The sequence below is a fragment of the Alteraurantiacibacter lauratis genome (genome assembly GCF_037154155.1).
Lineage (GTDB): Bacteria > Pseudomonadota > Alphaproteobacteria > Sphingomonadales > Sphingomonadaceae > Alteraurantiacibacter > Alteraurantiacibacter lauratis.
The window spans coordinates 74,175-95,058 of the sequence record NZ_JBANRN010000005.1 but is presented as its reverse complement, the minus strand read 5'-3'; the positions used below and the strand labels follow the sequence as shown (position 1 = coordinate 95,058).

Below are 20,884 nucleotides of genomic sequence, written 5' to 3'. Positions count from 1 at the left end.
CAGGGGTGTTTAAGGGTTGCCTTAAGGATTTTTCTCAGCCCACCGGAATCACGGCGCGGCCCGGATGCGTGATGCGGGCGCGGAGGGGTTCGCGATTGCTGCCCGTGCGCGCCGTGGCCGTGGCGCCGCGCTGGGCATCGGGGCGCACGCGGATCCAGTCGCCAATGGCGCCGGCTTCCAGTGCTTCGGCCTGCTGCGTCACCGAAAAGCCGCGTCCTTCCACTGCTACGGTCAGGATCTGGCCGCGCTCCACCACGGGAACGGGGCGGGCAGCGGCAATGGCGGTGGCGGGCGAAGCGGCGGCGTTGACCGGCACGAATATCTGCCAGCCGGCAATCGCGGGACATTCCACCCGCACCATGTCTGCGCGGCGGCCATGCCAGGCAAGCGCGAGCGGCTGCGGACAGGCGGCCATACGCAGGCGCCGATCCACCGGATGGCGCGCACCGCCGGGGCTTCCCGCCGGGGCACCGGTAAAGGCGGCAATTTCTGCGTCGATCGCGGCGGGATCGGCAAAGCCGCCCGCTTGCGCTGCGAGCGCGGAGGGCAGAGCGGCCAGAGCCAGGGCCGGCAACAGGGCAAGACGGGGCTTCATGGGCGAAGACTCCTTGAGCAGACGGATCATCTCTGCTCCGTTTCAAGCAAGGGCTGTGCCAGTTAGCGCGCGGGAGTGGGTGTGGCCGTGGGTGTCGGCAAGGGCGGATCGGCATCATGCGCGATGACGGCTTGCAGCGTCGAGCGGGTGGCGCCTGCCGGGGCGGCCTGCATGATCACGCGCGGTTCCACCCCGGCGGCAAGTGCTGCGGCGGCCAGTTCATCTGCTCGTTGCGCTGTTCGGTTCCGATCTCCGGGCGCATAGCGCGCCTCCACCGTCAGCAATTCGCCGGGGCCGGGTCGGCGGGTGGCAAGCCAATCGGCCAGAGAAGGGCCGCCCGGAGCATCCACGAACACCGCCATCGCCGCACCTTGGGCAAAGCCGCCTTCCCGCATATTTTCCTGCGGCGGCGAATGGTTCTGCGCGCTGAGCGCGGCGGCAGTGATAATGTACAGGATCATCGACAGATCGGCCAATGGCACCAGCCAGGCGCTGCCCATGTCGCGAAAGCCAGGATGCGCGCTTGAGGAACCCGGCATCACACCACCCGTTCCAGCCGGGTGCGGGCACGTGGCAGCGGTGACGCGTGTTCGCCCTGTCGCGGTGCAGAGGGCGGCACTGTTCCCGACAATTGCCGCGTCATCCAGTCGATCAGCATTTGCCGTTCTTCCTCCTCTGCCGCACCGCGCCGGGCGATCAGGCTGGCAAGAGGATGCAGCACCAGATGCGCCAGCATGAGGCCATACAGCGTGGTGACGATGGCGATTCCGATTCCGTCCATTATCAGCCCGCCAGCGGCCGGATCGTGATCCATTTGCGAGAGGGCGAACAATGTCCCCGCCATGCCGAACACCGGGGCCATTTCCGCTGCCAGCCGGATGGGGCGCAGCGCAAGCGCGCGCAGCCTTGTGCGCTGCGTGCGGAATCGTTCATGTGCGGCGATGAGCGAGGCGAGCGAACGGTCGCGGATCATGGCGCGGGTGGCGGTGGCAATTTCGCTGTCCGAACTGTGAAACGGGCCAGACCGCAGCACGCCGTCCACACGCAATTCCTCGACATCGCGGGCAATTTCGGCGCGCGCGGTTTCAAAGCGGAACGGGCGAATGAACAATTGCCCTGCGCAGCGCAGGGCCGCGGCCAGCTCACGCCGTCCGCTGCCCACGCAGGTCGCCAATAGCGTTCCGCCCAGCACGATAACCGCGCCGGTGGGGTCCAAGAGGGCCGTCACATCCATCGCCAGAAAACTCCTTCGCCAGCGGGCAGAACGGACATCCGCAGGGCGAAATTAAGGTGCGGCACAAATTTGCCGGACACGCGGCAGGGGCTTGCCGGCTTGCGCGCCTTCGAGGGGCATTCCGCGCCGCAGAGCGCAATTGGCACAGTGTTTGCTGATCATCCGCCGGAAACCCTTGTGTGGAGGCAGATATGAGCGAAAGGCTGTTCGGCATACACGGTGCGGCGCTGGAATTGCGCTCGCACCGCATGGGCCTGATCGCAGGCAATATCGCCAATGCGGCAACACCCGGATACAAGGCGCGCGACATCGATTTTGCCGCTGCGCTGAACGCGCGCACCAATGGCGCGGGCCGCGACGCGGCGTTTGCAACCGCCACCCGTTACCGCATCCCCACCATGCCCAGCATGGATGGCAATACGGTGGAACTGGCGAACGAGCAGATGGCCTTTGCCGAAAACGCGGTCGCCTATTCGGCCACGCTCTCCTTTCTCAACGGCCGGGTGGAAACCATCACCCGCGCGCTGAAAGGCGAATAGGCATGTCCTCAAGTAGCGAAGCGATAGGACAACCCACATGAGCGGCCAAATGACCCTGTTCGGCATGGTCCAGCGCGGCATGTCCGCGCAGATGGTGCGCATGAATGCAGCGGCGAGCAATATTGCCAATGCCGGTTCGGTCGCATCGAGCGAACAGGCCGCCTACCGTCCGGTGCGCGCGGTGTTCCAGCAGGAACTCGATGCCACAAGCGGCCTGTCCAGCGTGCGCGTATCCGAAGTGCGCCGCGCCGATGTGGCGCCCACCCGCCGCCACGACCCCGATCACCCGCTCGCCGATGCCAATGGCGATGTGTGGGAAGCGCCCGTCGATGAAACCGCCGAGATGGTCGAGATCATGGAGAGCGCCCGCCAGTACCAGAACCTGGTCGAAGCGATGAACACCGCCAAGCAGCTGATGCTCGAAACGCTGAGGAGCAAGTGATGACCACGATTACCGGCAATTCCGGGCTGACTGACAGCCTGAAGGCGATCAATTCCGGCCCCGCCGTGAACCCCTCCGCACGGGCAAAGACGGGGCTTGGCGCTCTTGATCAGGGCGATTTCCTGAAGCTGCTGGTCACCCAGTTGCAGCAGCAGGACCCGCTCGCCCCGGTCGATAACAAGGAGATGCTGGCGCAGATGGCGCAGTTCTCCACGCTGGCCGGCTCTACCGAAACCAACGCCACTCTGGCCGATATCTCAGGCAAGCTCGACGCGCTGATCCAGGTACAGAAAGCCGCCGCCAATCCCGCCACTCAAACTTCCGCAAGCTGAGGAGCACCCCGCCATGACCTCGTTCTACACCTCGCTGAACGGCCTGAAGAATTCGCAGACCGACCTTTCGACCATCGCCCACAACATCGCCAATGCCGAAACCACCGGCTTCAAGAAGAGCAATGTGGAATTCGCCGACATCGTCTCGTCCGGTTCGGCCGCCAATCCGCGCATGACGCAGGGGATCGGCGCGACGGTTGCGGGCATCAACCAGAGCTTCGGCCTCGGCGCGATCGAGCAGACCGGGCGCAGCCTCGATATCGCGATCGACGGGGACGGTTTCTTTGCCACGCGCAATGTCGAAAGCGGGCAGATCCTGTTCACCCGCAACGGCAGTTTCCAGATCGATGCGGCCGGTGCCGTTACCGATTTTTCGGGCAAGCGCCTGCAGGTGTTCGAAGTTGATTCCACCGGCGCAGTGGTCAATCCGGGTACGCGGGTGGATGCCATAATCCCCACCAGCAACGGCGCCGGATCGGACCTTGCCAGCATCACAATCGAAAAGAACGGCCTGATCTTTGCCGCCTATGCCGACGGGACGGCCGAGCCGGTCGGGCGTGTGGCGCTGGCCACTTTTGTCGCTCCCACAGGCTTGCGCCCGGTTGGCTCGACCAATTGGGAAGCCACCGGCTTTTCGGGCACGGCAAGTTACGAACTGCCCGGCAATGGCCGCAACGGGCAATTGCTGGCGGGCGCTCTCGAACGCTCCAACGTCGATCTGGCCGAAGAAATGGTGGGCCTGATCACCGCCCAGCGCAATTTCCAGGCCAATGCCAAGGCCATCGATACCGCCACCCAGTTTGCGCAGACGATCATCAACCTGCGCAGCTGATCCCTAACCTGACGGGAGCCATGCGATGGACCGCCTGATCTATACCGCGCTGACCGGCGTCGATGCCGCGATGAACCGCCAGCGGGCGGTGGCGAACAACCTTGCCAATGTCAGCACGCCGGGTTTCCGCGCGGAAACCTTCAGCGTGTCCAATCTGCGCCTGCGCAGCGAAAGCCTGGATGTGCGCGGGCTGGCGCAGGGCGCGGTGCGCGGGGCGGATATGTCGGCGGGCACGGTGATGCAGACCGGGCGCACGCTCGATGTGGCGCTGGGCGGCGATGCGCTGATGGCGTTGCAAGCCGCCGATGGCAGCGAAGTCTACACAAGGCGCGGCGATTTGCGGATCGAGCCGGACGGCCGCCTGCTGAACGGTGACGGCCTTGCCGTAATGGCCGAGGCGGGACCGCTGGTGGTGCCGCCGGGCTGGGCCATTTCGATCGCCCAGGATGGCGGTGTTTACGCTGCCGACCCCGCCGCGCCCGATGTGCCGGCGGAACTTGTCGGCCGCATCAAGCTCGCCAATCCCGCCGGCAGCCCACTGGTCAAGGGGCTGGACAATGTGCTGCGCGTGCCCGGCGGCGGCATTCTGCCTGCCGATCCCACCGCCACGCTGGTAACCGGCGCGCTGGAAGGCAGCAATGTCGATACCGCCGCCACGCTGGTCGACATGATCGAGGCGCAGCGCAGCTTCGAACGCCGCACCAAGCTTCTCTCCACCGCCGAACAGCTCGACCAGTCGAGCACGCGGCTGATGTCGCTCTCGTAAGACACCCAGAGCGGGACTGAAAGGAACCAACCATGCCCATTTCTGCCCTCCAGATTGCCCGCACCGGCCTTGAAGCGCAGGACACCCGGATGCGCGTGATCGCGCACAATCTTGCCAATATCGGCACCACCGGCTTCAAGCGCGACCGCGCCGATTTCCAGACGCTCGCCTATGACGATGCGCGCGTGGCAGGCCAGCGTTCGGGCGGGGACAACGCCTATGCCATCGGCCTCAATCTGGGCACCGGCGTGGCGGTGCAGGGCACCACGCGCATTCAGACGCAAGGCTCGCTCAACACCACGGGCAATTCGCTCGACCTGGCGCTCGACGGCGACGGTTACTTCCAGGTGGAATTGCCCGGCGGGCAGACTGCCTATACCCGCGCGGGCAATTTCAGCATGTCCGCCGAAGGCACGCTGGTCACCGCGCAAGGTTATCCGCTGGTGCCCGCGATCCAGATCCCGCAAGGCGCGCAATCGATCAGCGTGGGCGCGGATGGCACCGTTACCGCGGTTGTCGATGGCGAAACTGCTCCGGCTGAACTGGGCCAGATTACCATCGCCAGCTTCATCAACCCCGCCGGGCTTCAGGCGCGCGGCGACAACCTGCTGCTCGAAACCGCCGCCAGCGGAGCGGCCGATGTGGGCGCGCCGGGCGAAGTCGGGCGCGGGCAGATCCGGCAGGGCATGCTGGAAGCATCCAACGTGAACGTGGTGGAGGAACTGGTCGACATGATCGCCACCCAGCGCGCCTACGAAATCAATTCCAAGATGATCAGCGCGGTCGACGAAATGCTGCGCAACGCCAACCAGACGCTGTGAGGGTGAAACCGATGGTCCTGCGAATTGCCGCCATTGCCGCACTGAGCCTTGCCACCGCCGCCTGCGGCATGGAAGGCGGCACCCGCCGCGCCGGGTTCGACCCTGCGCTGCCGCCGCCGCCCGCACCCGGCTTTTCCGCGCCTGCCAATGGCGCGATCTTTCAGGCGGCCAATGGCTATACCGGCCTGCACGAAGGCACGCGTGCGCGCCGCGTGGGCGATCTGGTCACCGTGATGCTGGTGGAAAGCCTTGGCGCATCCAAGAGCACCAGCGCACGCACCAACCGCGCTGGCAATGCCGGAATCGAGCCGCCTACTGCCGGTCTTCTGTCGTTCCTCAACCCCGATGCCCTTAATGCCGCGGCCGAAGCGTCGTTCAATGGACAGGGCAATGCTTCGCAGCGCAGCACGCTCAACGGCGCCATCGCGGTCACTATCGCGGAAGTGCGGTCGAACGGCACTGCGCTGGTGGTTGGAGAACGGCAAATGCAATTGAGCCAGGGCGATGAATGGGTGCAGTTTTCCGGAATCCTGCGACTGGCCGACATTGATGTGAACAACCGTGTGCTTTCCACCCAGATTGCCGATGCGCAGATCATCTATGGCGGGCGCGGCGCGATCCAGCAGGCGAGCCGCCCCGGCTGGCTGAGCCGGTTCTTCAACATGGTGAGCCCGTTCTGATGCGCCGCCTGTTGTTCAGCCTTGCCTTTGCGCTGTTTGCTGCCTTCATCGTGGCGCAGCCGGCCCATGCGCAAGTGCAGCGCGTGCGCGATCTGGGGGCGTTCGATGGCGTGCGGCCCAACCAGCTGACCGGTTATGGCATAGTGGTGGGGCTGGACGGCACCGGCGATGACAATTTCGAATATCTGACACAGGCCATGCGCGGTGTGTCGGGGCGGCTGGGGCTGACCCTGCCGCCGGGTGTGTCGCCGGGGCTGAAGAACGCGGCCGCTGTCATCATCACCGCCGAACTGCCCGCCTTTGCCAAGCCGGGTCAGACGATTGATGTAACCGTGTCCACCATTGGCCGTGCGCGCAGCTTGCGCGGCGGCACGCTGGTGCTGACCCCGCTGACCGGCGCTGACGGGCAGATTTACGCGATGGCGCAGGGCAATCTGGCCGTGGGCGGGCTGGGCGTGTCGGGCCGCGACGGCAGCCAGGTGACGGTGAATGTCCCAACGGTGGGCCGCATTGCCGATGGCGCGACGGTGGAGCGCGAAGTAGCCACTGGGTTTGATCAGGCGGGCGAGCTGCGCTTTCACCTGCACAATGCCGATTTCCAGACCGCGTCGCGGATGCGCGATGCGATCAATTATCGCTTCCCCGGTGCCGCGCGGGTGGTCGACGCGGTGACGCTGTCGATCGTGATGCCCTATGGCGGCGATGCACGGGCCGAGATGATCTCGCAGATCGAGATGCTTGAAGTGTCCCCCGCACAGACCCCGGCGCGCGTGATCGTCAACAGCCGCACAGGCACGGTGGTTATCAATTCGGCGGTGCGCCTGGCGCCGGCGGCGATCAGCCACGGGCGGCTGGTGGTGCGGATCGAGGAAGAGCCGCGCATCATCCAGCCCGAACCTTTCAGCCGCGGCCAGACCGCGCTGGAGGAGGCGAGCACCGTCGATGTGATCGAACGCGATGTGCGTCTGGCCGCGATGCCGGGCGGCGCGAACCTGTCCGAAGTGGTCGATGCCCTCAATATGCTGGGCGTCGGTGCATCCGATCTTGTGGTTATCCTGGAGGCGCTCAAGCAAGCCGGCGCGCTTCAGGCCGAAATGGTGGTGCTGTGACGAACCCTGTCTCCTCTGGCGTCACGGCCCTCGGTGCCCGGCCTGCGCCCCCTGCCGCCGGCAATTCCGCACAGGCGGATGAGCTGCGGCAGGCGGCGCAGGCCTTCGAGGCGATCTTCATCCGCCAGATGCTGAGCGCGGCGCGAGGCGCTGATTTCGGGGGCGAACAGGCGCTGCTGGGCGGCCCCGGCATCGAACAGTTCACCGCCATGCGCGATGACCACTTTGCCGAAATCGCATCGCAGCGCGGCACCTTCGGCATGGCGGCGATGATCGAACGGCAATTGGCCGGCCAGCTTCGCCAGCAGGGGGATTAAGCCATGTCCAGCAACCTCCTCCTGATCGGCAAGAGCGGGGCGATGGCCGCGCGCAGCGGCCTGGAACTGACCGCGCAGAATATCGCCAATTCCAGCAACCCCACCTATGCCCGCCGCACGCTGGCGATGGCCGAAGTGGCGGCCAAGGGCGGCATTGCGATGGAACCGGGCGCCACGCTTTCGGGGGTGCGGCCTGACCAGATCCTGCGCACCAATTCGCTGTTCCTGCAGAACGAGGCACGCCGCACCGGCGGCGATCTTGCGCGGGCCGATGCCGAATTGCGCGGCCTGACCAATGCCGAAGCCGCGGTGGAGCAGGCGGGGATCTTTCCCGCACTGGTCGATTTCGAAGCCAGCCTGGCGCGCCTTGCTTCCGACCCGCTCGATGGATCGCTGCGCACCGCCGTGCTGGAGGATGGCCGCCGTCTGGCGCAGACCTTCCAGATTGCCACCAATGCGCTGGACGTGGCCGAAGCCGATATTATCTTTGGCGCGGATGCAGGGGTGGATCAGGTCAATCTGCTGGCGGGCGAGTTGGCGCGCACCAATGCCGCGATTGCCCGCGCGGGCCCCGGCAGCACCAATATGGCGGTGCTGCACGATCAGCGCGACGCTTTGCTGAAAGGCATGGCGGATATTGCCGGGGTCACTGCCACCTTCGACAATCTGGGCCGCGCCACCGTGCGGCTGGGCGGCGAAGTGCTGGTCAGCGGCGTGGATTCCTTCACGCTCACGCGCAGCAGCAATCCTGATGGCAGCTTTGCCTTTGCCGTGGCGGGCCAGCCGGCCACCCTGACATCGGGCAGCCTTGTCGGCGGATCGCAGGCGATGCGCGCGATTGGCGAATTGCGCACCGAGCTGGACGATATTGCCGCGCTACTCATCACCCGCGTCAACACGGCGCAGGGCAATGGCGCGGCGCCCGATGGATCGGCGGGGCAGCCCTTTTTCAGCGGCAGCGGCGCAGCCGATATTGCGCTGGCGCTGACCAGCGGCAACCAGATCGCCACCGCGCCCGCCGGTTCCCCGCCGGGCAGCCGCGAAACGGGCAATCTGATGGCGCTGCGCGATGCGCTGGCCAATGGCGGGCCATCGTCGGCCACCGATGCCATGCTGTTCAAGCTGTCGAGCGGGATCGCGGCGCGCACCGTGACCCGCGATGGCCTGCGCACCATTGCCGATACCGCTGCGGTCGCTCTGGCGGCCGAAACGGGCGTCGACCTCGATCAGGAAGCCGCCAATCTGCTGCGTTACCAGCAGATGTTCGAGGCATCGGGCCGGATCATGCAAACCGCGACCGAGATTTTCGACACCATTCTGGGGATCGGGCGATGACCGCGATTACCAATTCGACGCTCGCCTTCTACCGGCGCACCACCTCGAAAATGGGCGATCTGCGCGGACAGGCCGAAGCCTTGCAGCAGCAGCTTTCCACCGGGCAGCGCCTGACGCGTTCGTCCGACGATCCGGTGGCGGCATCGCGCCTGCGCAGTCTCGACCGGGCCGACCGGCTGGGCGCAATCGATGCGAGCAATGCGAACCGCGCCGCGCAGGATCTGGGGCTTGTCTCCAGCGCGCTGGAATCGATGGGTGCGGACATTATCCGCGCGCGCGAACTGGCGCTCTGGGCCGCCAGCGACACGGTGGGTGCCAGCGAACGCGCCTCCATTGCGGCCGAACTCGACCAGTTGCGCCTGCGCCTGATGGCGACCGCCAATTCGCCCGATACCAGCGGCAATGCGCTGTTCGGCGGCGAGGCGAGTGGCAAGGCCTATGAAATGGGCGCGGGCGGGGTGATTTCCTATATCGGCAGCCCGGCCAGCGGCACGATCGATCTGGGACAGGGGCAGGCCATCACCCGCGGCCTGACCGGCCCCGAAGTGCTCAATTTCACCGCAGCCGGCGCGCCGACCGATATCTTCGCATTTCTTGCCACGCTTTCCACCGCACTGACCGGCGGATCGCCTGATCCGGCTGGCGCAGCGCGGGATGCCATGGCCGGGCTGGACGACGCGCTCGACACGCTGACGCGTTCGCAGACCGTGGTCGGCACGCGGCTGGCCTGGATCGAGGTGATCCAGGATCGGCAGGTTGATCAGGCCGTATCGCGCGCCACGCAGAAGGCCGATACCGGCGGCGTCGATCTGGCCGGGACGATCGCGCAAATGCAGCAATTGCTCACCGTGCTCGAAGCCAGCCAGGCCGGGTTCACCCGCCTCGCCGGGCTCAGCCTGTTTGACCGTATCTAAAAGGGAACCGGAACCATGTTTGCAGCTGCCGGGATCGTGATCCTGCTTGTTCTGGTGTTTGGCGGCTTTGTCATCGCGGGCGGTTCGCTGGGGCCGGTGATGAAGGCTTTGCCGCTCGAAATGATGATTATCGGCGGCGCGGCGCTGGGCGCGACGGTTGCGGGCAATTCGATGCACGAGCTGAAGCTGATCGGCGGCGGGTTCAAGAAGGTGTTCAAGGGGCCGAAATACACCGATCAGGATCATATCGACGCGATCGCGCTGTGCAGCCGCCTCATGCGGATGCTGAAAAGCGAAGGGCCGGTGGCGCTGGAATCGCATGTGACCGATCCTGCCAATTCGGCGATCTTTGCCGAATATCCCGGCATCCTGGCCGATCCAGCGCTGACGAGCCTTGTCTGCGACACGCTGACGCTGATCGTCGTGTCTTCGGGGACGCTCGATACCAGCGCGGTCGAGGATGTGATGGACAATTCGATCAAGGCGCAATTGCACCAACTGGACGAGCCAGCACATGCGCTGCAAACACTGGCCGATGCGCTGCCCGCGCTGGGCATTGTCGCGGCGGTGCTGGGTGTGATCAAGACCATGAGTCATATCGATGAACCGCCCGCCGTGCTGGGCGGGATGATCGGTTCGGCGCTGGTCGGCACATTCTTGGGCGTGCTGCTGGCTTACGGCATTGTCGGACCATTGGCCGGACGGCTGAAGCAGATCAACGCGCATGACGGGCAGATTTTCCAGTCGGTGAAGCAGGTCATCATCGCCTCGCTCCACGGCTATCCGCAGCCGCTGGTGGTGGAAAGCGCGCGGTCGGGCCTGCCGCCCGCGCACCGCCCGGCGCTGACCGATCTGCTCGACATGCTGCGGGGCAAATAGAATGCAGAGCGCGCCTTTGCCTGTGCCCAGCGGCTCCCCGCCGCCCGCACCAATGGCACCGCCGCCGGCTGCCAATGCCCCCATACCCGCGCCGATCATCGTCAAGAAAGTGACGTTGGTGGCGGGTGGGCACCATGGCGGGGCGTGGAAAGTGGCCTATGCCGATTTCGTGACCGCGATGATGGCGTTCTTCCTGCTGATGTGGCTGCTGGGTGCGACTACCGAGGATCAGCGCAAGGGCCTCGCCGATTACTTCACCCCCACGCTGATCAAGATGCGCGAACAAAGTGCGGGCGCGGACGGGATGCTGGGCGGTTCAAGCATCGTGGATGCCGACAATTATCCCAACGCCGCCGGGCAGACGGGAAATCAGGCGATAACCGTGCCGCGCGATGCGCGCGGCGGCCCCACCGAAGGCGGGGCGGAGGATGCCGAGCGCCGCCGCATGGAAATCGCCCGCCAGATCCAGGAACGCATCGCCGCGGTCGAACGCCTGCAGCGCCTCGCTCGGCAGGTGCGCGTGATGCAGACGCCCGAAGGCATCCGTATCGATCTGGTCGACGATGCCGATTTTTCGATGTTCCACCTTGGCTCCACCGTGCTTGTGCCAGAGGCGCGCGAACTGCTGGGCATAATTGGCGAAACGATTTCGCCCACGGGCAAGCAACTGATCGTGCGCGGCCATACCGATGCGCTGCCCTGGCGCGGCGGATCGGGCGCGAACAACTGGTCGCTGTCGACTGGCCGGGCCGAGGCGACGCGGCAGGAATTGCTGCGCCATGCCCTGCCCGAAAGCCGCTTCAACCGCATTGAAGGTGTTGCCGACCGCGAACTGCTGGTGCGAAACGATCCGGCCGACCCGCGCAACCGCAGGATCTCGATCCTGCTGGTGGAGTAATTCCGCGCTGTCAGCGCTTGGTCAAGGCCACTTAATTTCGCCTTTGGCCTTGCCACGCTGGGCGTCCTCCGGTCTTTAAGGGCCATGTTCTCCGTCAGCCCAGATGTCGCGCTGCTTGTCCTTGGGTTGCTGCTGCTGCTCACCGTCATTGCGGGCAATCTGTCGAGCCGGTTCGGCCTGCCCGCGCTGATCGGCTTTCTGGGCCTGGGGATGCTGGCCGGTGTGGACGGGCCGGGCGGCATTTCGTTCAGCGACTATGTTCTGACTCAGAATATCGGCATTGCCTGCCTGATTTTCATCCTGTTTTCAGGCGGCCTCGATACCGATTGGAAGGACGTGCGGCGCGTGGCCGCGCCGGCTCTGCTGCTCGCAACATTGGGCGTGATGATCAGCGCCGGGGTGACGGCGGGGGCATCGATCCTGCTGCTCGATCTGCCGCCGTTTCAGGCCTTTCTGCTGGGCGCGGTGGTAGCTTCCACCGATGCGGCGGCGGTGTTTGCCATCCTGCGCACATCGGGCCTCGATCTGCACGGCGATGTGCCCGCGCTGATCGAAGTGGAATCGGGCTCGAACGATCCGATGGCGATCTTCCTGGTGGGCGCGGCGCTGCTGTTCATTGCCACGCCCGGCTCGTCGGCTCTGATGCTGGTGCCCGATTTCGCGCTGCAAATGGTGCTGGGCACGCTGACCGGGCTTGCGGTGGGCTATCTGCTGCCCGAATTGCTCAAGCGGTCGCATTACCGCAATGCGGGCCTGTCCTTCGTCATTTCGATCGCGGCCGCGCTGATCGCTTATGGCCTGGCCGAGCTGCCCGGCGGCAACGGCTTTCTGGCGGCCTATGTCGCGGGGCTGGTGGCAGGCAACCGCACCTATACCGCCAAGCGGCTGGTCAGCACGTTTCAGGATGGGATGGCCTGGCTGGCGCAGGTGGTGATGTTCCTCACGCTCGGCCTGCTGGTCGCGCCGACCAATCTGCTGGAGATCGTCGCGCCGGGCCTCGCGATCACCGCGATCCTCATGTTCATCGCCCGCCCCTTGAGCGTCTTCATCTGCCTTGCGCCGTTCCGCCGGTTTGGCTGGCGGGCCAAGCTGTTCATATCATGGGCTGGCTTGCGCGGCGCGGTGCCGATCGTGCTGGCGACCTTTCCCATGGTGGCGGGCGTGCCGGGGGCCTTCACCATTTTCAACGTCGTGTTTTTCGTGGTGCTGATTTCCAGCATTATTCAGGGGCCAAGCATCAAATGGCTGGCGGCAAAGCTCGACATTGCCTCGCGCCCCGACAGGGTCAGCGTGCGCCAGCCCGAAAGCGCGCTCCCACCTGTGCAGGTCGATCAGTAGCGCACGCCAAACGGCCCGGAAGCTTGGGAAAGCTCCGGGCCGTCCGGGGAGGGCGGGGAGCAGAGGGCGGCTCCCCTTCAGGGACTTGTTATTAGCGCAGCAGCGACAGCACGTTCTGCTGGCTCTGGTTGGCCTGTGCCAGCATCGCGGTCGAGGCCTGGCTGAGGATCTGCGCCTTGGCGAGAGCCGTGGTTTCCGCCGAATAATCGGTGTCCACGATCCGGCTGCGGGCGTCCGACAGGTTGATGGAGTTGGTCGACAGGTTGGTGATGGCCGATTCGAGGCGATTCTGGCCAGCACCCAGCGAGGCGCGGGTCGCGCTGATGTCCTTCAGTGCCGCATCGACGTTGCCGATCGTGGTGTCAGCCAGCGCGGCGGTGGACACATCCAGCGCAGTGGCGCTGATGTTCGTGCCGTCGATCGCGGTGCTGGTCAGCGTCACGACGTCGGTGGCGTTGGTGGCGATGTCGACTTCCACATCGGTGCCCGCCGAGGTGCTGAACAGCGTCACGCCGTTGAACTTGGTGTTCGCCAGAATGTCGCTGATCTGTTCCTGCAGCTGCGCCACTTCCGAGTTCATGTAGCCACGGTCGTCGTTGGAATAGGTTTCCGTCTTGGACTGGACGGCCAGTTCACGCACGCGCTGCAGCATGTTCGACACTTCGTCGAGCGCGCCTTCGGCCGTCTTGGCAAGGGCGATGCCGTCGTTCGCGTTGCGGATGCCCTGGTTCATGGCGCGGATATCGGCGGTCATCGTGGTCGAAATGGCGAGGCCGGCGGCATCGTCCTTCGCGCCGTTGATGCGCTTGCCGGTGGAAAGGCGTTCCATCGCGACGCCCATCATCTTGTCGGCGCTGGTCGAGGCGTTCGAGGCGCGCAGGGCGTTAATGTTGGTGTTGATAGCGGCCATTTGTGGTCTCCTGCTAGAAAATGCGGGGTTGGTCAGGTCTTCGTCTTGGTCTTCGTCGGTTCGGTGGGTGCTGCCCTTTCGGTGGCCCGATCGATGCAGCTTCCAGCCAGAAGAGCGGCCGCCGGCAAAAATGTTTAAGTCCGCCCCGTCGGTTGTGCCGTGCCTGAGCCTAGGCGTTTCTACGGGGGGTTAAGTTTCCGCTTCCTTGGACGTTCGGGCCGCATTTCCCCTCTGTAATCAGGGTTAACAGGGGCAGTTTCATGGCACGCATCAGCGCTTCCAAGGGGTTGGAAAAAAATCACGCAGGCCTGCTGAATTATGCGAAGATCATGCTGGAAAGCGGCGTTTGCGGTGGTGAAGTGTTGCTGGCCGGGGCGGAAAACGACCTGCCGGCGCGCCGCCGCGATGACCGGCTGATCGTGCTGGAAAAGGGTGCGTTGCCGAGGGTGGAGGGCCTTGGTGCGGGCGCGCTGCGCCTCACCTATACACAGGCGGAATGTCCCGCGACCTGCGCCGCTCTTTTGGCCTGTGCCGCACGTCCGGGGCAACCGGTGGCGGCCGACAGCGGCTCCATCGCCATGCTCACGCTGGCCGCGCGCGTTGCCGCCAGCGAAATCCCCGTGCTGATCGAAGGGCCGACCGGCACCGGCAAGGAAGTGCTGGCCCGTTATATCCATCAGGCCAGCCCGCGTGCCGCCGCGCCGTTCGTGGCGATCAATTGCGCGGCCATGCCCGAAGCGATGCTGGAAGCCATGTTGTTCGGCCACCGCAAGGGCGCCTTCACCGGCGCGACCGAGGCGGCGGAAGGTTTCTTCCGCGCCGCCGATGGCGGCACGCTGTTGCTCGACGAACTGGGCGAAATGCCCCTGTCCTTGCAGGCCAAGCTGCTGCGCGCGCTTCAGGAAGGCGAAGTCGTGCCGCTGGGCGCGACGCAGCCGGTAAAGGTGGATGTGCGCGTGATTGCCTGCACCAACCGCGATCTGGCAGCCGAAATCGCCGCAGGCCGCTTCCGCGAGGATCTGTATTACCGTCTCAACGTGTTTCCCCTGCGGCTCGACGCGCTGCGCGTGCGGCCCGATGACATCGCGCCGCTGGCCTTTGCCATGCTGCTGCGCCACGCGCCTGCTGCTGGCGCGCGGTGGATCGGGGCCGATGCGCTGGACAAGCTGCGCGCCCATGCCTGGCCCGGCAATGTTCGCGAACTGGAAAATGTGATCCGCCGCGCGCTGCTCCTGGCGGGCGACGAACCCACCCTTACTGCCGCGCATATCGTGTTCGATAGTGCGGTGCGTCCCGTCGGAGCTGGCGATACCCTGGTCGCTGCGGTTACCCCGGCCGCCTCCGACGGGCGCAACCTTTCCGCGATTGTCCGCCGCTCCGAAGCGCAGGTGATCCTCGACACGCTGGATCAGCACGGCGGCAACCGCCTTGCCACGGCCGCCGCGCTGGGCATTTCGGAACGCACGCTGCGTTACCGGCTTGCATCGATGCGTGAGGCCGGTCTGGTCGCCGCGGCCGGAGGTGCACGATGAGCGTGACCGGCCCTTCAGCCACAGGTGGCGGCCTGCAACAGGTGATGGCGCTGCGCCGCCAGATCGCCGAACAGTCCGATGCGCTGCGCACGCTGCGTGAAGCTGGCTCTGTCGCCGGATCGCCGCAACCCGGCACGCAAGCGCCCACGCCCGCAGGCGGCGGCTTTGCCGATACGCTGCGCAGCACGCTCGATCAGGTCAATGCGGTGCAGGCCCGCTCGTCCGAGATGACGGCGGCCTATGAACGCGGCGAAGTGACCGACATCGCGCAGGTGATGCTGGCACGTCAGGAATCCAGCGTCGCCTTCGAAGCCACGCTGCAGGTGCGCAACAAGCTGTTGTCCGCCTATCAGGACATCATGCGGATGGGAGTGTGATAGATGGCCGAGGCTGATCTTCCCGCCACCCGTCAGTCCGCCTTGCTGGGCGGCAATCCCTTGCTCGGCGACCGGCTGGGCGGCATCTTGAACAACCCGCTGCTGCGCCGCAGCCTGCCCGCGATTGCAGGCCTTGGCACGCTGGCGGCCGTAGGCGCACTGTATCTGGCGCTGTCGAGCGGGCCCAGCCGGATGCTGTATTCCAGCCTGACCGATGCCGAACGCGCCAGCGTCGTCGCTGCGCTGGAAGCAGGCGGTATATCCTACAAGATCGATCCGGGCACCGGCGCGCTGTCGGTGGCGGAGGAGGATCTCTACCGCGCGCGCATGCTGGTGGCATCCGATGGCGCGCTGGCGAGCCCTGACAGCACATCCGAAATGCTCGATGCGATCCCGCTCGGCTCCAGCCGCACGCTGGAAGGCGAACGGCTGAAGAATGTGCGCGAGCGCGAACTGATGCTCACCATTGCCGAAATCGACGCGGTGGAAAGCGTGCGCGTGCACCTCGCCAGCCCCGAACGCAGCGTGTTCGTGCGCGAGAATGTCGCGCCGTCGGCCTCGGTCATGCTGCGGCTGGCGCGCGGGCGTTCGCTGACCAACGATCAGGTGCAGGCCATCGTCAATCTGGTGGCAGGCTCTGTCCCCGGCCTCTCGCCTGATGCGGTGCGCGTGGTCGATCAACAGGGCCGCCTGCTTTCCGCACCCCGCAACGGCGCGGCCGATGCGCTGGAATTGCAGCGCGAATACGAGGACAAGCTGCGCCTGCAAGTTGCGCAGCTTCTCACCCCACTGCTGGGCGATGGGCAGTTTTCCACCGAAGTGCAGGTGGAACTCGACATGGCCGAAACCACCTCGGCCCGCGAGAGCTATGACAATGAAGGCGTTGTGCGCTCGATCAGCGAAAGCAATGCGACCCGTGCGGGCGAGACGCTGGCCGCTGGCGTGCCCGGCGTTGCCGCCAACACGCCGCCGCCGCCTGCCGTGCTGGAAGAAGGCGCGCCGCAAGGCGGGGCTGCGGTCGGGCAGGTAACGCCCGCAACGGGCCAGTCCTCCTCCCAGCGCACCTATGAACTCGGCCGCGAGGTCGCCGTGTCAAGCACGCGCCCCGGCACCGTGCGGCGCCTTTCGGTGGCGGTCGCCTTGTCCGAAGAAGCCTTGCAGGCAATTGCGCCTGCCACCGTGCAGCAAGTGCAGGAACTGGTTTCCGCAGCCGTGGGCGCGGATGAAGCGCGCGGCGATCAGGTGCGCGTGGTGGCGGGTGCCTTCAAGGCGGCCGAAGAAGAAACAGTGCCCTTTTACGAAACCGGCTGGTTCGCCATGGCGCTGCGTTATGGCACCGCGCTGATTGCGGTGATCCTCGGCCTGCTTTTCGGCGTGCGTCCGATCATCGCCGCGCTGCGCGGCCCGAAAAAGGACGAGGCCGAAGACGAGGATGGAGGTCCGGCGCTTGCCGCAGAGGATGGCGACGAACAGGGGCAGATACTGTCCGGCCAGCGGGTAAACATCGCCGTGGGCGATCCGCAGGACGATTTGCGCGAGCAAGTTGACCTGGCGCGCCGCCTTGCCGCTGAACAGCCCGAACGCGCCGCTGCCGCGCTGCGCCGGATGCTGGCTGCCCCCGCCGAAGGGGCCAGCGCATGAACATGGCCACTCCCGTGACCGAGGCCGACCGCGCCGCAGTTGTCCTGATGCTGATGGACGATGCTGAAGCCGCGCGCATTCTGGCGCAGATGGAACCCGACGAGCTGGCGCTGATTGGCGAGCGCATGATCGCGCTGGGCGAAGTGGGTGCAGATGGCATTGCCTCTGCCATCGAAGGCTTTGTCCGCCACGCGCAAAGCACGTCGCTTCCCGCGTATGATCGGCCCGCGCAACTGCGCAGCCGGATGACTGCCGCCGTGGGCGAGGTGAAGGCCGAATCGATCATGCAGCGCATTGCCCCTGATGCGCGGCCCCGTTCCATCGAACTGGCGCGCTGGCTGGCGCCGCAGGTGCTTCTCGAACTGATCGAGGGTGAACACCCGCAGGCGATTGCCGTGCTGCTGTTGTTGCAGGAGGCAGAACCCGCCGCGCGCCTGCTGGCGATGATGCCGCAGGCGATGCAGCCCGATCTGGTCGAACGGATCGCGCGCATGGGCAAGGTTTCGCACCATGCGATGGCGATGCTGGACGAAATCCTTTCCGCCCGCATTGCCAGCCGTTTTGGCGAAGCCGCGCTGACGATGGGCGGCCCGCGCGAAGCAGCCGAACTTATCAATCTGGCTGCGGGCAATATGGGCAAGGTGGTGATCCCCGCGATCTCCCAGCGCGACGCCGATCTGGCCCGCGCGATCGAAGCGGAAATGTTCACTTTCGAGATGCTCTACGCGCTCGATCCCATGCAGATGGGCCGTCTGCTGCGCGATGTCGAAAGCGAAGTGCTGGTGGATGCGCTGAAGGGTATCGAGGAAGAACAGCGCGCCCCGTTCTTTGCCGCCATGTCCAGCCGTGCGGCGGACGGCGTGCGCGACGAGATCGAGATGCGCGGCCGGATCAAGCTGGCCGATGTGCGCGAGGCGCAGCGGCGGATCGTGGCGCTGGCGCGCGAACTGGCAGAGCTTGGCGAAATCAGTCTGGGGGCGGGCGATGGCGAGTTCGTTTGAGCCGCTGTTCGCGCCCGCACCGGCGCAGGGTTCAGCAAGTGGCCCTGCGTGGATGGCGCTGCTGTCCCAGCGCGGCGGCTTTTCCAGCGCCGGTTTTGCCGCGCGCCCCCACCAGCCGGAACCCCCGCCGCAGCCCGAACCCGATGCCGCGCTGGCCGAGGCTTTTGCCCAAGGCGAGGCACACGGCCGCGCGATGGCCGAAGCCGCCTTTATCGAAACCGAGGAAGCGCGCGCCGCTCTCACGCTGTCGCTGGCGCAGCTTGACGAGGGGATGGAGCGCGAACTGGCGCAGCGGCTGGCCGAATGTGTCGCGGCGCTGTGCGAGGCGACGCTGGCCCCGCTCGCGCTCGACCGCGAGGCGCTGGAAAGGCGCTGCGTGCGCGCGGCGGGCATGGTTGGCGAGGGGATTACCGATGCCTCGCTACGCCTCCATCCCGATGATGTGCGGCTGCTCGATCCCGGCTTTGCCTCTACTTGGCATATCCTCCCTGATCCCATGCTCGAACGCGGCAGTGTGGTGTTTGACACGGCGGAAGGCGCGGTGGTCGATGGCCCGGCCGAATGGCGCGCCGCGCTGCGCGAGGCGCTGGGTCTGTGCTGAACACGCTTGAGGACGAACTGCGCCACATTGCCCGCGCCGCGCCTGATCTGCGCGAGGCGCTGGGGCCGGTGCCGTTGGGCCGCATTGTCAGCTGCGATGGCGGGATGATCGAGGTGTCCGGCCTTGCCGCGCCCATCGGCACGCTGTGCCGCGCGCGGGTGGCCGATGGGGATCACGCGCCCGCCGCCGAAGTGGTCGGCTTTCGGTCAGGCCGCAGCCTGATGATGCTGCTCGGCGATACGGTGCGCCTGCAACCGGGCACGCTGGTGCGCGCCGAAGGGCGGCCCGGCATGGTGCGCGTGGGCGAGGAGTTTCTGGGCCGCGCTGTCGATGGCGCGGGCACACCGATTGACGGCGGGCCGCCGGTCAACGGAGCTGCATTGTGGCCGTTGGGGGGAATGCGCGAAGGGGCGCTGGAACGCGCATCCGTCTCGCAGCCTTTCGATTGCGGGATCCGCGCAATCAACGCGCTCGCCACGCTGGGCGAGGGGCAGCGCGTGGGCATTGTTGCGGGCTCTGGGGTGGGCAAGTCGGTGCTGCTCGACATGATGGTGCGCGGCGCGGATTGCGACATTGCGGTGATCGGCCTGATTGGCGAACGCGGGCGCGAGGTGTCCGATTTTGTAGCGCGGCATATGGCCAAAGACACCAAAGGCGATCGGCGGATGAAGACCGCGCTGGTTGCGGTGCCCGCCGATCACGCCGCCAATCTGCGCCTGCGCGGCGCGCAGCTGGCCTGTTCGCTGGCGGAATATTTCCGTGCGCAGGGCAAGCGCGTGCTGCTGGTTCTCGACAGCCTGACCCGCGTGGCGCACGCCGCGCGCGAGATTGCGCTGTCGCTGGGCGAACCAGGCGCGGCGCGTGGCTATCCCCCGTCCGCGCTCGCGGCAATTACCAAGCTGATCGAGCGGGCAGGCAATTCCGCCCGTTCGGGCGGCGCGATCACCGGCATTTACACCGTGCTGGCCGATGGCGACGATGCGAACGATCCCGTGGTCGATACCGCCCGCGCCATTCTGGACGGGCATATCGTGCTCAGCCGCGAAATTGCGCAGCGCGGGCAATATCCCGCAATCGACATTCCCGCCTCGCTCAGCCGCGTGATGGAAGCGGTCGCCACCCCGGCTCACCGGCAGCAGGCGCGCGCGCTTCGTGGTTTGGTGGCCGCGCTCGAAAGCAACCGCGATTTCCTGCTGATGGGCGCCTATCGCCCCGGCGTTGACGCGCAACTGGATCGGGCGCTGGCGATGCAGGATGCGATCCGCGCCTTTCTGGGGCAGGAGGCGCACGAGCAGGTGCCGCTTGAAAGGGCGATTGCCGAACTGACCGGATTGATGGGCCATGGCCCCGCCTGATCGCAAGGCCAAGCTGTTTGCTCGGATGGCGCGCTTGCGTGAAGTGGAGCGGCAGGCCGCAATGGTGCGCGTGGCGGAGGCCGCGGGCCTGCATGGCAAGCTGATCAACCTGCACACCCGCAGCGGCGAAATCGCCGCATCCTATGCCAGCCACGAACACACCCATTCGGGCGGCGATCTGGCCGGGCGGCTGACCTTTCTGGCGGGCCTGCAGACGATATTGAGAGAGACCGAAGGCGACCGGCGCAAGGCCGAACGATCGAGCGCGGAGGCGATGGCCGCGCTGCGCCTGGCCGAAAGGCGACGCGACATTGCCGGTGAACGCGTGGCCGCCGAACGCGCAGCAGCCGAAAAGCAGCTCGCCGCGCGCGAGATTCCCGTTTTGGCACGGAAGTTGAAAGGCTGACGGCAGAACCACTCTTACCCAAGGGAAATC

The 20,884-nt window shown here is 66.1% G+C and carries 25 protein-coding genes; 21 read left to right on the top strand and 4 right to left on the bottom strand.

All coding sequences use genetic code 11. The features are described 5' to 3' along the window. Positions 1–34: 34 nt before the first annotated feature. From WFP39_RS06855 to WFP39_RS06845, 3 genes are all read right to left on the bottom strand, one after another. The gene (locus WFP39_RS06855) at positions 35–595 is read right to left on the bottom strand and encodes a flagella basal body P-ring formation protein FlgA (protein ID WP_336918525.1); all 561 of its coding nucleotides are present in this window, start codon (positions 593–595) and stop codon (positions 35–37) included. Positions 596–657: 62 nt separating this feature from the next. Then, positions 658–1,134 carry a hypothetical protein gene (locus tag WFP39_RS06850; RefSeq protein ID WP_336918523.1) on the bottom strand — a complete coding sequence of 159 codons (477 nt, stop codon included), beginning with the start codon at positions 1,132–1,134 and terminating at the stop codon, positions 658–660. Next, entirely contained in the window at positions 1,134–1,829 is a 696-nt protein-coding gene (locus WFP39_RS06845) for a MotA/TolQ/ExbB proton channel family protein (RefSeq protein ID WP_336918522.1), read from the bottom strand. Before WFP39_RS06845 ends, WFP39_RS06850 begins: the two co-directional genes overlap by 1 nt. 191 nt (positions 1,830–2,020) lie before the next feature. Here WFP39_RS06845 and flgB point away from each other — a divergent pair, with 191 nt between their 5' ends. From flgB to WFP39_RS06775, 14 genes are all read left to right on the top strand, one after another. Continuing rightward, complete coding sequence (flgB, locus tag WFP39_RS06840; RefSeq protein ID WP_336918520.1) at positions 2,021–2,368, top strand: flagellar basal body rod protein FlgB; 348 nt, start codon at positions 2,021–2,023, stop codon at positions 2,366–2,368. 37 nt (positions 2,369–2,405) lie between these two features. Further along, positions 2,406–2,810, top strand: a complete 405-nt coding sequence (gene flgC, locus WFP39_RS06835) for a flagellar basal body rod protein FlgC (protein WP_336918518.1) — start codon at positions 2,406–2,408, stop codon at positions 2,808–2,810. Beyond that, on the top strand, positions 2,810–3,142 hold the full coding sequence (locus WFP39_RS06830) for a flagellar hook assembly protein FlgD (protein WP_336918517.1): 333 nt from the start codon (positions 2,810–2,812) through the stop codon (positions 3,140–3,142). The genes flgC and WFP39_RS06830 overlap by 1 nt, the downstream gene beginning before the upstream one ends. A 13-nt stretch (positions 3,143–3,155) precedes the next feature. Beyond that, the gene (locus WFP39_RS06825) at positions 3,156–3,974 is read left to right on the top strand and encodes a flagellar hook-basal body protein (RefSeq protein ID WP_336918516.1); all 819 of its coding nucleotides are present in this window, start codon (positions 3,156–3,158) and stop codon (positions 3,972–3,974) included. Positions 3,975–3,999: 25 nt separating this feature from the next. Further along, positions 4,000–4,740: a flagellar basal body rod protein FlgF gene (locus WFP39_RS06820; RefSeq protein ID WP_336918515.1), complete on the top strand. Its 741-nt coding sequence runs from the start codon at positions 4,000–4,002 to the stop codon at positions 4,738–4,740. 32 nt (positions 4,741–4,772) lie between these two features. After that, positions 4,773–5,561: a flagellar basal-body rod protein FlgG gene (flgG, locus tag WFP39_RS06815; RefSeq protein WP_336918514.1), complete on the top strand. Its 789-nt coding sequence runs from the start codon at positions 4,773–4,775 to the stop codon at positions 5,559–5,561. An 11-nt stretch (positions 5,562–5,572) separates the two neighbouring features. Further along, positions 5,573–6,241: a flagellar basal body L-ring protein FlgH gene (locus tag WFP39_RS06810; RefSeq protein ID WP_336918513.1), complete on the top strand. Its 669-nt coding sequence runs from the start codon at positions 5,573–5,575 to the stop codon at positions 6,239–6,241. Further along, positions 6,241–7,350, top strand: coding sequence for a flagellar basal body P-ring protein FlgI (locus WFP39_RS06805; protein ID WP_336918512.1), 1,110 nt, complete (start codon positions 6,241–6,243; stop codon positions 7,348–7,350). The genes WFP39_RS06810 and WFP39_RS06805 overlap by 1 nt, the downstream gene beginning before the upstream one ends. Next, positions 7,347–7,667: a rod-binding protein gene (locus WFP39_RS06800; RefSeq protein WP_336918511.1), complete on the top strand. Its 321-nt coding sequence runs from the start codon at positions 7,347–7,349 to the stop codon at positions 7,665–7,667. Before WFP39_RS06805 ends, WFP39_RS06800 begins: the two co-directional genes overlap by 4 nt. Positions 7,668–7,670: 3 nt before the next feature. Next, complete coding sequence (gene flgK / locus WFP39_RS06795; RefSeq protein WP_336918509.1) at positions 7,671–9,002, top strand: flagellar hook-associated protein FlgK; 1,332 nt, start codon at positions 7,671–7,673, stop codon at positions 9,000–9,002. Then, complete coding sequence (locus WFP39_RS06790; RefSeq protein WP_336918508.1) at positions 8,999–9,916, top strand: flagellin N-terminal helical domain-containing protein; 918 nt, start codon at positions 8,999–9,001, stop codon at positions 9,914–9,916. Before flgK ends, WFP39_RS06790 begins: the two co-directional genes overlap by 4 nt. 15 nt (positions 9,917–9,931) lie before the next feature. Next, a complete protein-coding gene (motA, locus tag WFP39_RS06785; RefSeq protein WP_336918507.1) occupies positions 9,932–10,795 on the top strand; it encodes a flagellar motor stator protein MotA in 864 nt (287 codons plus the stop codon). 52 nt (positions 10,796–10,847) lie between these two features. Continuing rightward, positions 10,848–11,693: a flagellar motor protein MotB gene (locus WFP39_RS06780; protein WP_336918506.1), complete on the top strand. Its 846-nt coding sequence runs from the start codon at positions 10,848–10,850 to the stop codon at positions 11,691–11,693. 84 nt (positions 11,694–11,777) lie between these two features. Further along, positions 11,778–13,031 (top strand): potassium/proton antiporter, encoded by a 1,254-nt coding sequence (locus tag WFP39_RS06775; RefSeq protein ID WP_336918505.1) that lies wholly within the window; start codon positions 11,778–11,780, stop codon positions 13,029–13,031. Positions 13,032–13,122: 91 nt separating this feature from the next. On the opposite strand, the gene WFP39_RS06770 is transcribed toward WFP39_RS06775, so the two are convergent. Beyond that, on the bottom strand, positions 13,123–13,941 hold the full coding sequence (locus WFP39_RS06770; protein WP_336918504.1) for a flagellin N-terminal helical domain-containing protein: 819 nt from the start codon (positions 13,939–13,941) through the stop codon (positions 13,123–13,125). Between the two features lie 260 nt (positions 13,942–14,201). On the opposite strand from WFP39_RS06770, the gene WFP39_RS06765 reads away from it, so the two are divergent. From WFP39_RS06765 to WFP39_RS06735, 7 genes are read left to right on the top strand one after another with little or no spacing between them, the layout of a single operon-like run. Beyond that, positions 14,202–15,473, top strand: a complete 1,272-nt coding sequence (locus tag WFP39_RS06765) for a sigma-54 interaction domain-containing protein (protein ID WP_336918503.1) — start codon at positions 14,202–14,204, stop codon at positions 15,471–15,473. Beyond that, a complete protein-coding gene (fliE, locus tag WFP39_RS06760) occupies positions 15,470–15,850 on the top strand; it encodes a flagellar hook-basal body complex protein FliE (RefSeq protein WP_336918502.1) in 381 nt (126 codons plus the stop codon). Before WFP39_RS06765 ends, fliE begins: the two co-directional genes overlap by 4 nt. A 3-nt stretch (positions 15,851–15,853) precedes the next feature. Further along, positions 15,854–17,491 carry a flagellar basal-body MS-ring/collar protein FliF gene (fliF, locus tag WFP39_RS06755; protein ID WP_336918501.1) on the top strand — a complete coding sequence of 546 codons (1,638 nt, stop codon included), beginning with the start codon at positions 15,854–15,856 and terminating at the stop codon, positions 17,489–17,491. Next, a complete protein-coding gene (locus WFP39_RS06750) occupies positions 17,488–18,492 on the top strand; it encodes a flagellar motor switch protein FliG (RefSeq protein WP_336918500.1) in 1,005 nt (334 codons plus the stop codon). The genes fliF and WFP39_RS06750 overlap by 4 nt, the downstream gene beginning before the upstream one ends. Then, on the top strand, positions 18,476–19,093 hold the full coding sequence (locus tag WFP39_RS06745; protein WP_336918499.1) for a FliH/SctL family protein: 618 nt from the start codon (positions 18,476–18,478) through the stop codon (positions 19,091–19,093). Before WFP39_RS06750 ends, WFP39_RS06745 begins: the two co-directional genes overlap by 17 nt. Then, positions 19,087–20,448: a FliI/YscN family ATPase gene (locus WFP39_RS06740; RefSeq protein ID WP_377923214.1), complete on the top strand. Its 1,362-nt coding sequence runs from the start codon at positions 19,087–19,089 to the stop codon at positions 20,446–20,448. Before WFP39_RS06745 ends, WFP39_RS06740 begins: the two co-directional genes overlap by 7 nt. Further along, complete coding sequence (locus WFP39_RS06735) at positions 20,435–20,854, top strand: hypothetical protein (RefSeq protein ID WP_336918497.1); 420 nt, start codon at positions 20,435–20,437, stop codon at positions 20,852–20,854. The genes WFP39_RS06740 and WFP39_RS06735 overlap by 14 nt, the downstream gene beginning before the upstream one ends. The last annotated feature ends 30 nt before the right edge of the window (positions 20,855–20,884 follow it).

Excerpts from the sequence above, each read along its gene's own strand:
- WFP39_RS06855 (WP_336918525.1), bottom strand. The coding sequence starts at position 595 with ATGAAGCCCCGTCTTGCCCTGTTGCCGGCCCTGGCTCTGGCCGCTCTG.
- WFP39_RS06850 (WP_336918523.1), bottom strand. The coding sequence starts at position 1,134 with ATGCCGGGTTCCTCAAGCGCGCATCCTGGCTTTCGCGACATGGGCAGC.
- WFP39_RS06845 (WP_336918522.1), bottom strand. The coding sequence starts at position 1,829 with ATGGATGTGACGGCCCTCTTGGACCCCACCGGCGCGGTTATCGTGCTG.
- flgB (WP_336918520.1), top strand. The coding sequence starts at position 2,021 with ATGAGCGAAAGGCTGTTCGGCATACACGGTGCGGCGCTGGAATTGCGC.
- flgC (WP_336918518.1), top strand. The coding sequence starts at position 2,406 with ATGAGCGGCCAAATGACCCTGTTCGGCATGGTCCAGCGCGGCATGTCC.
- WFP39_RS06830 (WP_336918517.1), top strand. The coding sequence starts at position 2,810 with ATGACCACGATTACCGGCAATTCCGGGCTGACTGACAGCCTGAAGGCG.
- WFP39_RS06825 (WP_336918516.1), top strand. The coding sequence starts at position 3,156 with ATGACCTCGTTCTACACCTCGCTGAACGGCCTGAAGAATTCGCAGACC.
- WFP39_RS06820 (WP_336918515.1), top strand. The coding sequence starts at position 4,000 with ATGGACCGCCTGATCTATACCGCGCTGACCGGCGTCGATGCCGCGATG.
- flgG (WP_336918514.1), top strand. The coding sequence starts at position 4,773 with ATGCCCATTTCTGCCCTCCAGATTGCCCGCACCGGCCTTGAAGCGCAG.
- WFP39_RS06810 (WP_336918513.1), top strand. The coding sequence starts at position 5,573 with ATGGTCCTGCGAATTGCCGCCATTGCCGCACTGAGCCTTGCCACCGCC.
- WFP39_RS06805 (WP_336918512.1), top strand. The coding sequence starts at position 6,241 with ATGCGCCGCCTGTTGTTCAGCCTTGCCTTTGCGCTGTTTGCTGCCTTC.
- flgK (WP_336918509.1), top strand. The coding sequence starts at position 7,671 with ATGTCCAGCAACCTCCTCCTGATCGGCAAGAGCGGGGCGATGGCCGCG.
- WFP39_RS06790 (WP_336918508.1), top strand. The coding sequence starts at position 8,999 with ATGACCGCGATTACCAATTCGACGCTCGCCTTCTACCGGCGCACCACC.
- motA (WP_336918507.1), top strand. The coding sequence starts at position 9,932 with ATGTTTGCAGCTGCCGGGATCGTGATCCTGCTTGTTCTGGTGTTTGGC.
- WFP39_RS06780 (WP_336918506.1), top strand. The coding sequence starts at position 10,848 with ATGGCACCGCCGCCGGCTGCCAATGCCCCCATACCCGCGCCGATCATC.
- WFP39_RS06775 (WP_336918505.1), top strand. The coding sequence starts at position 11,778 with ATGTTCTCCGTCAGCCCAGATGTCGCGCTGCTTGTCCTTGGGTTGCTG.
- WFP39_RS06770 (WP_336918504.1), bottom strand. The coding sequence starts at position 13,941 with ATGGCCGCTATCAACACCAACATTAACGCCCTGCGCGCCTCGAACGCC.
- WFP39_RS06765 (WP_336918503.1), top strand. The coding sequence starts at position 14,202 with ATGGCACGCATCAGCGCTTCCAAGGGGTTGGAAAAAAATCACGCAGGC.
- fliE (WP_336918502.1), top strand. The coding sequence starts at position 15,470 with ATGAGCGTGACCGGCCCTTCAGCCACAGGTGGCGGCCTGCAACAGGTG.
- fliF (WP_336918501.1), top strand. The coding sequence starts at position 15,854 with ATGGCCGAGGCTGATCTTCCCGCCACCCGTCAGTCCGCCTTGCTGGGC.
- WFP39_RS06750 (WP_336918500.1), top strand. The coding sequence starts at position 17,488 with ATGAACATGGCCACTCCCGTGACCGAGGCCGACCGCGCCGCAGTTGTC.
- WFP39_RS06745 (WP_336918499.1), top strand. The coding sequence starts at position 18,476 with ATGGCGAGTTCGTTTGAGCCGCTGTTCGCGCCCGCACCGGCGCAGGGT.
- WFP39_RS06735 (WP_336918497.1), top strand. The coding sequence starts at position 20,435 with ATGGCCCCGCCTGATCGCAAGGCCAAGCTGTTTGCTCGGATGGCGCGC.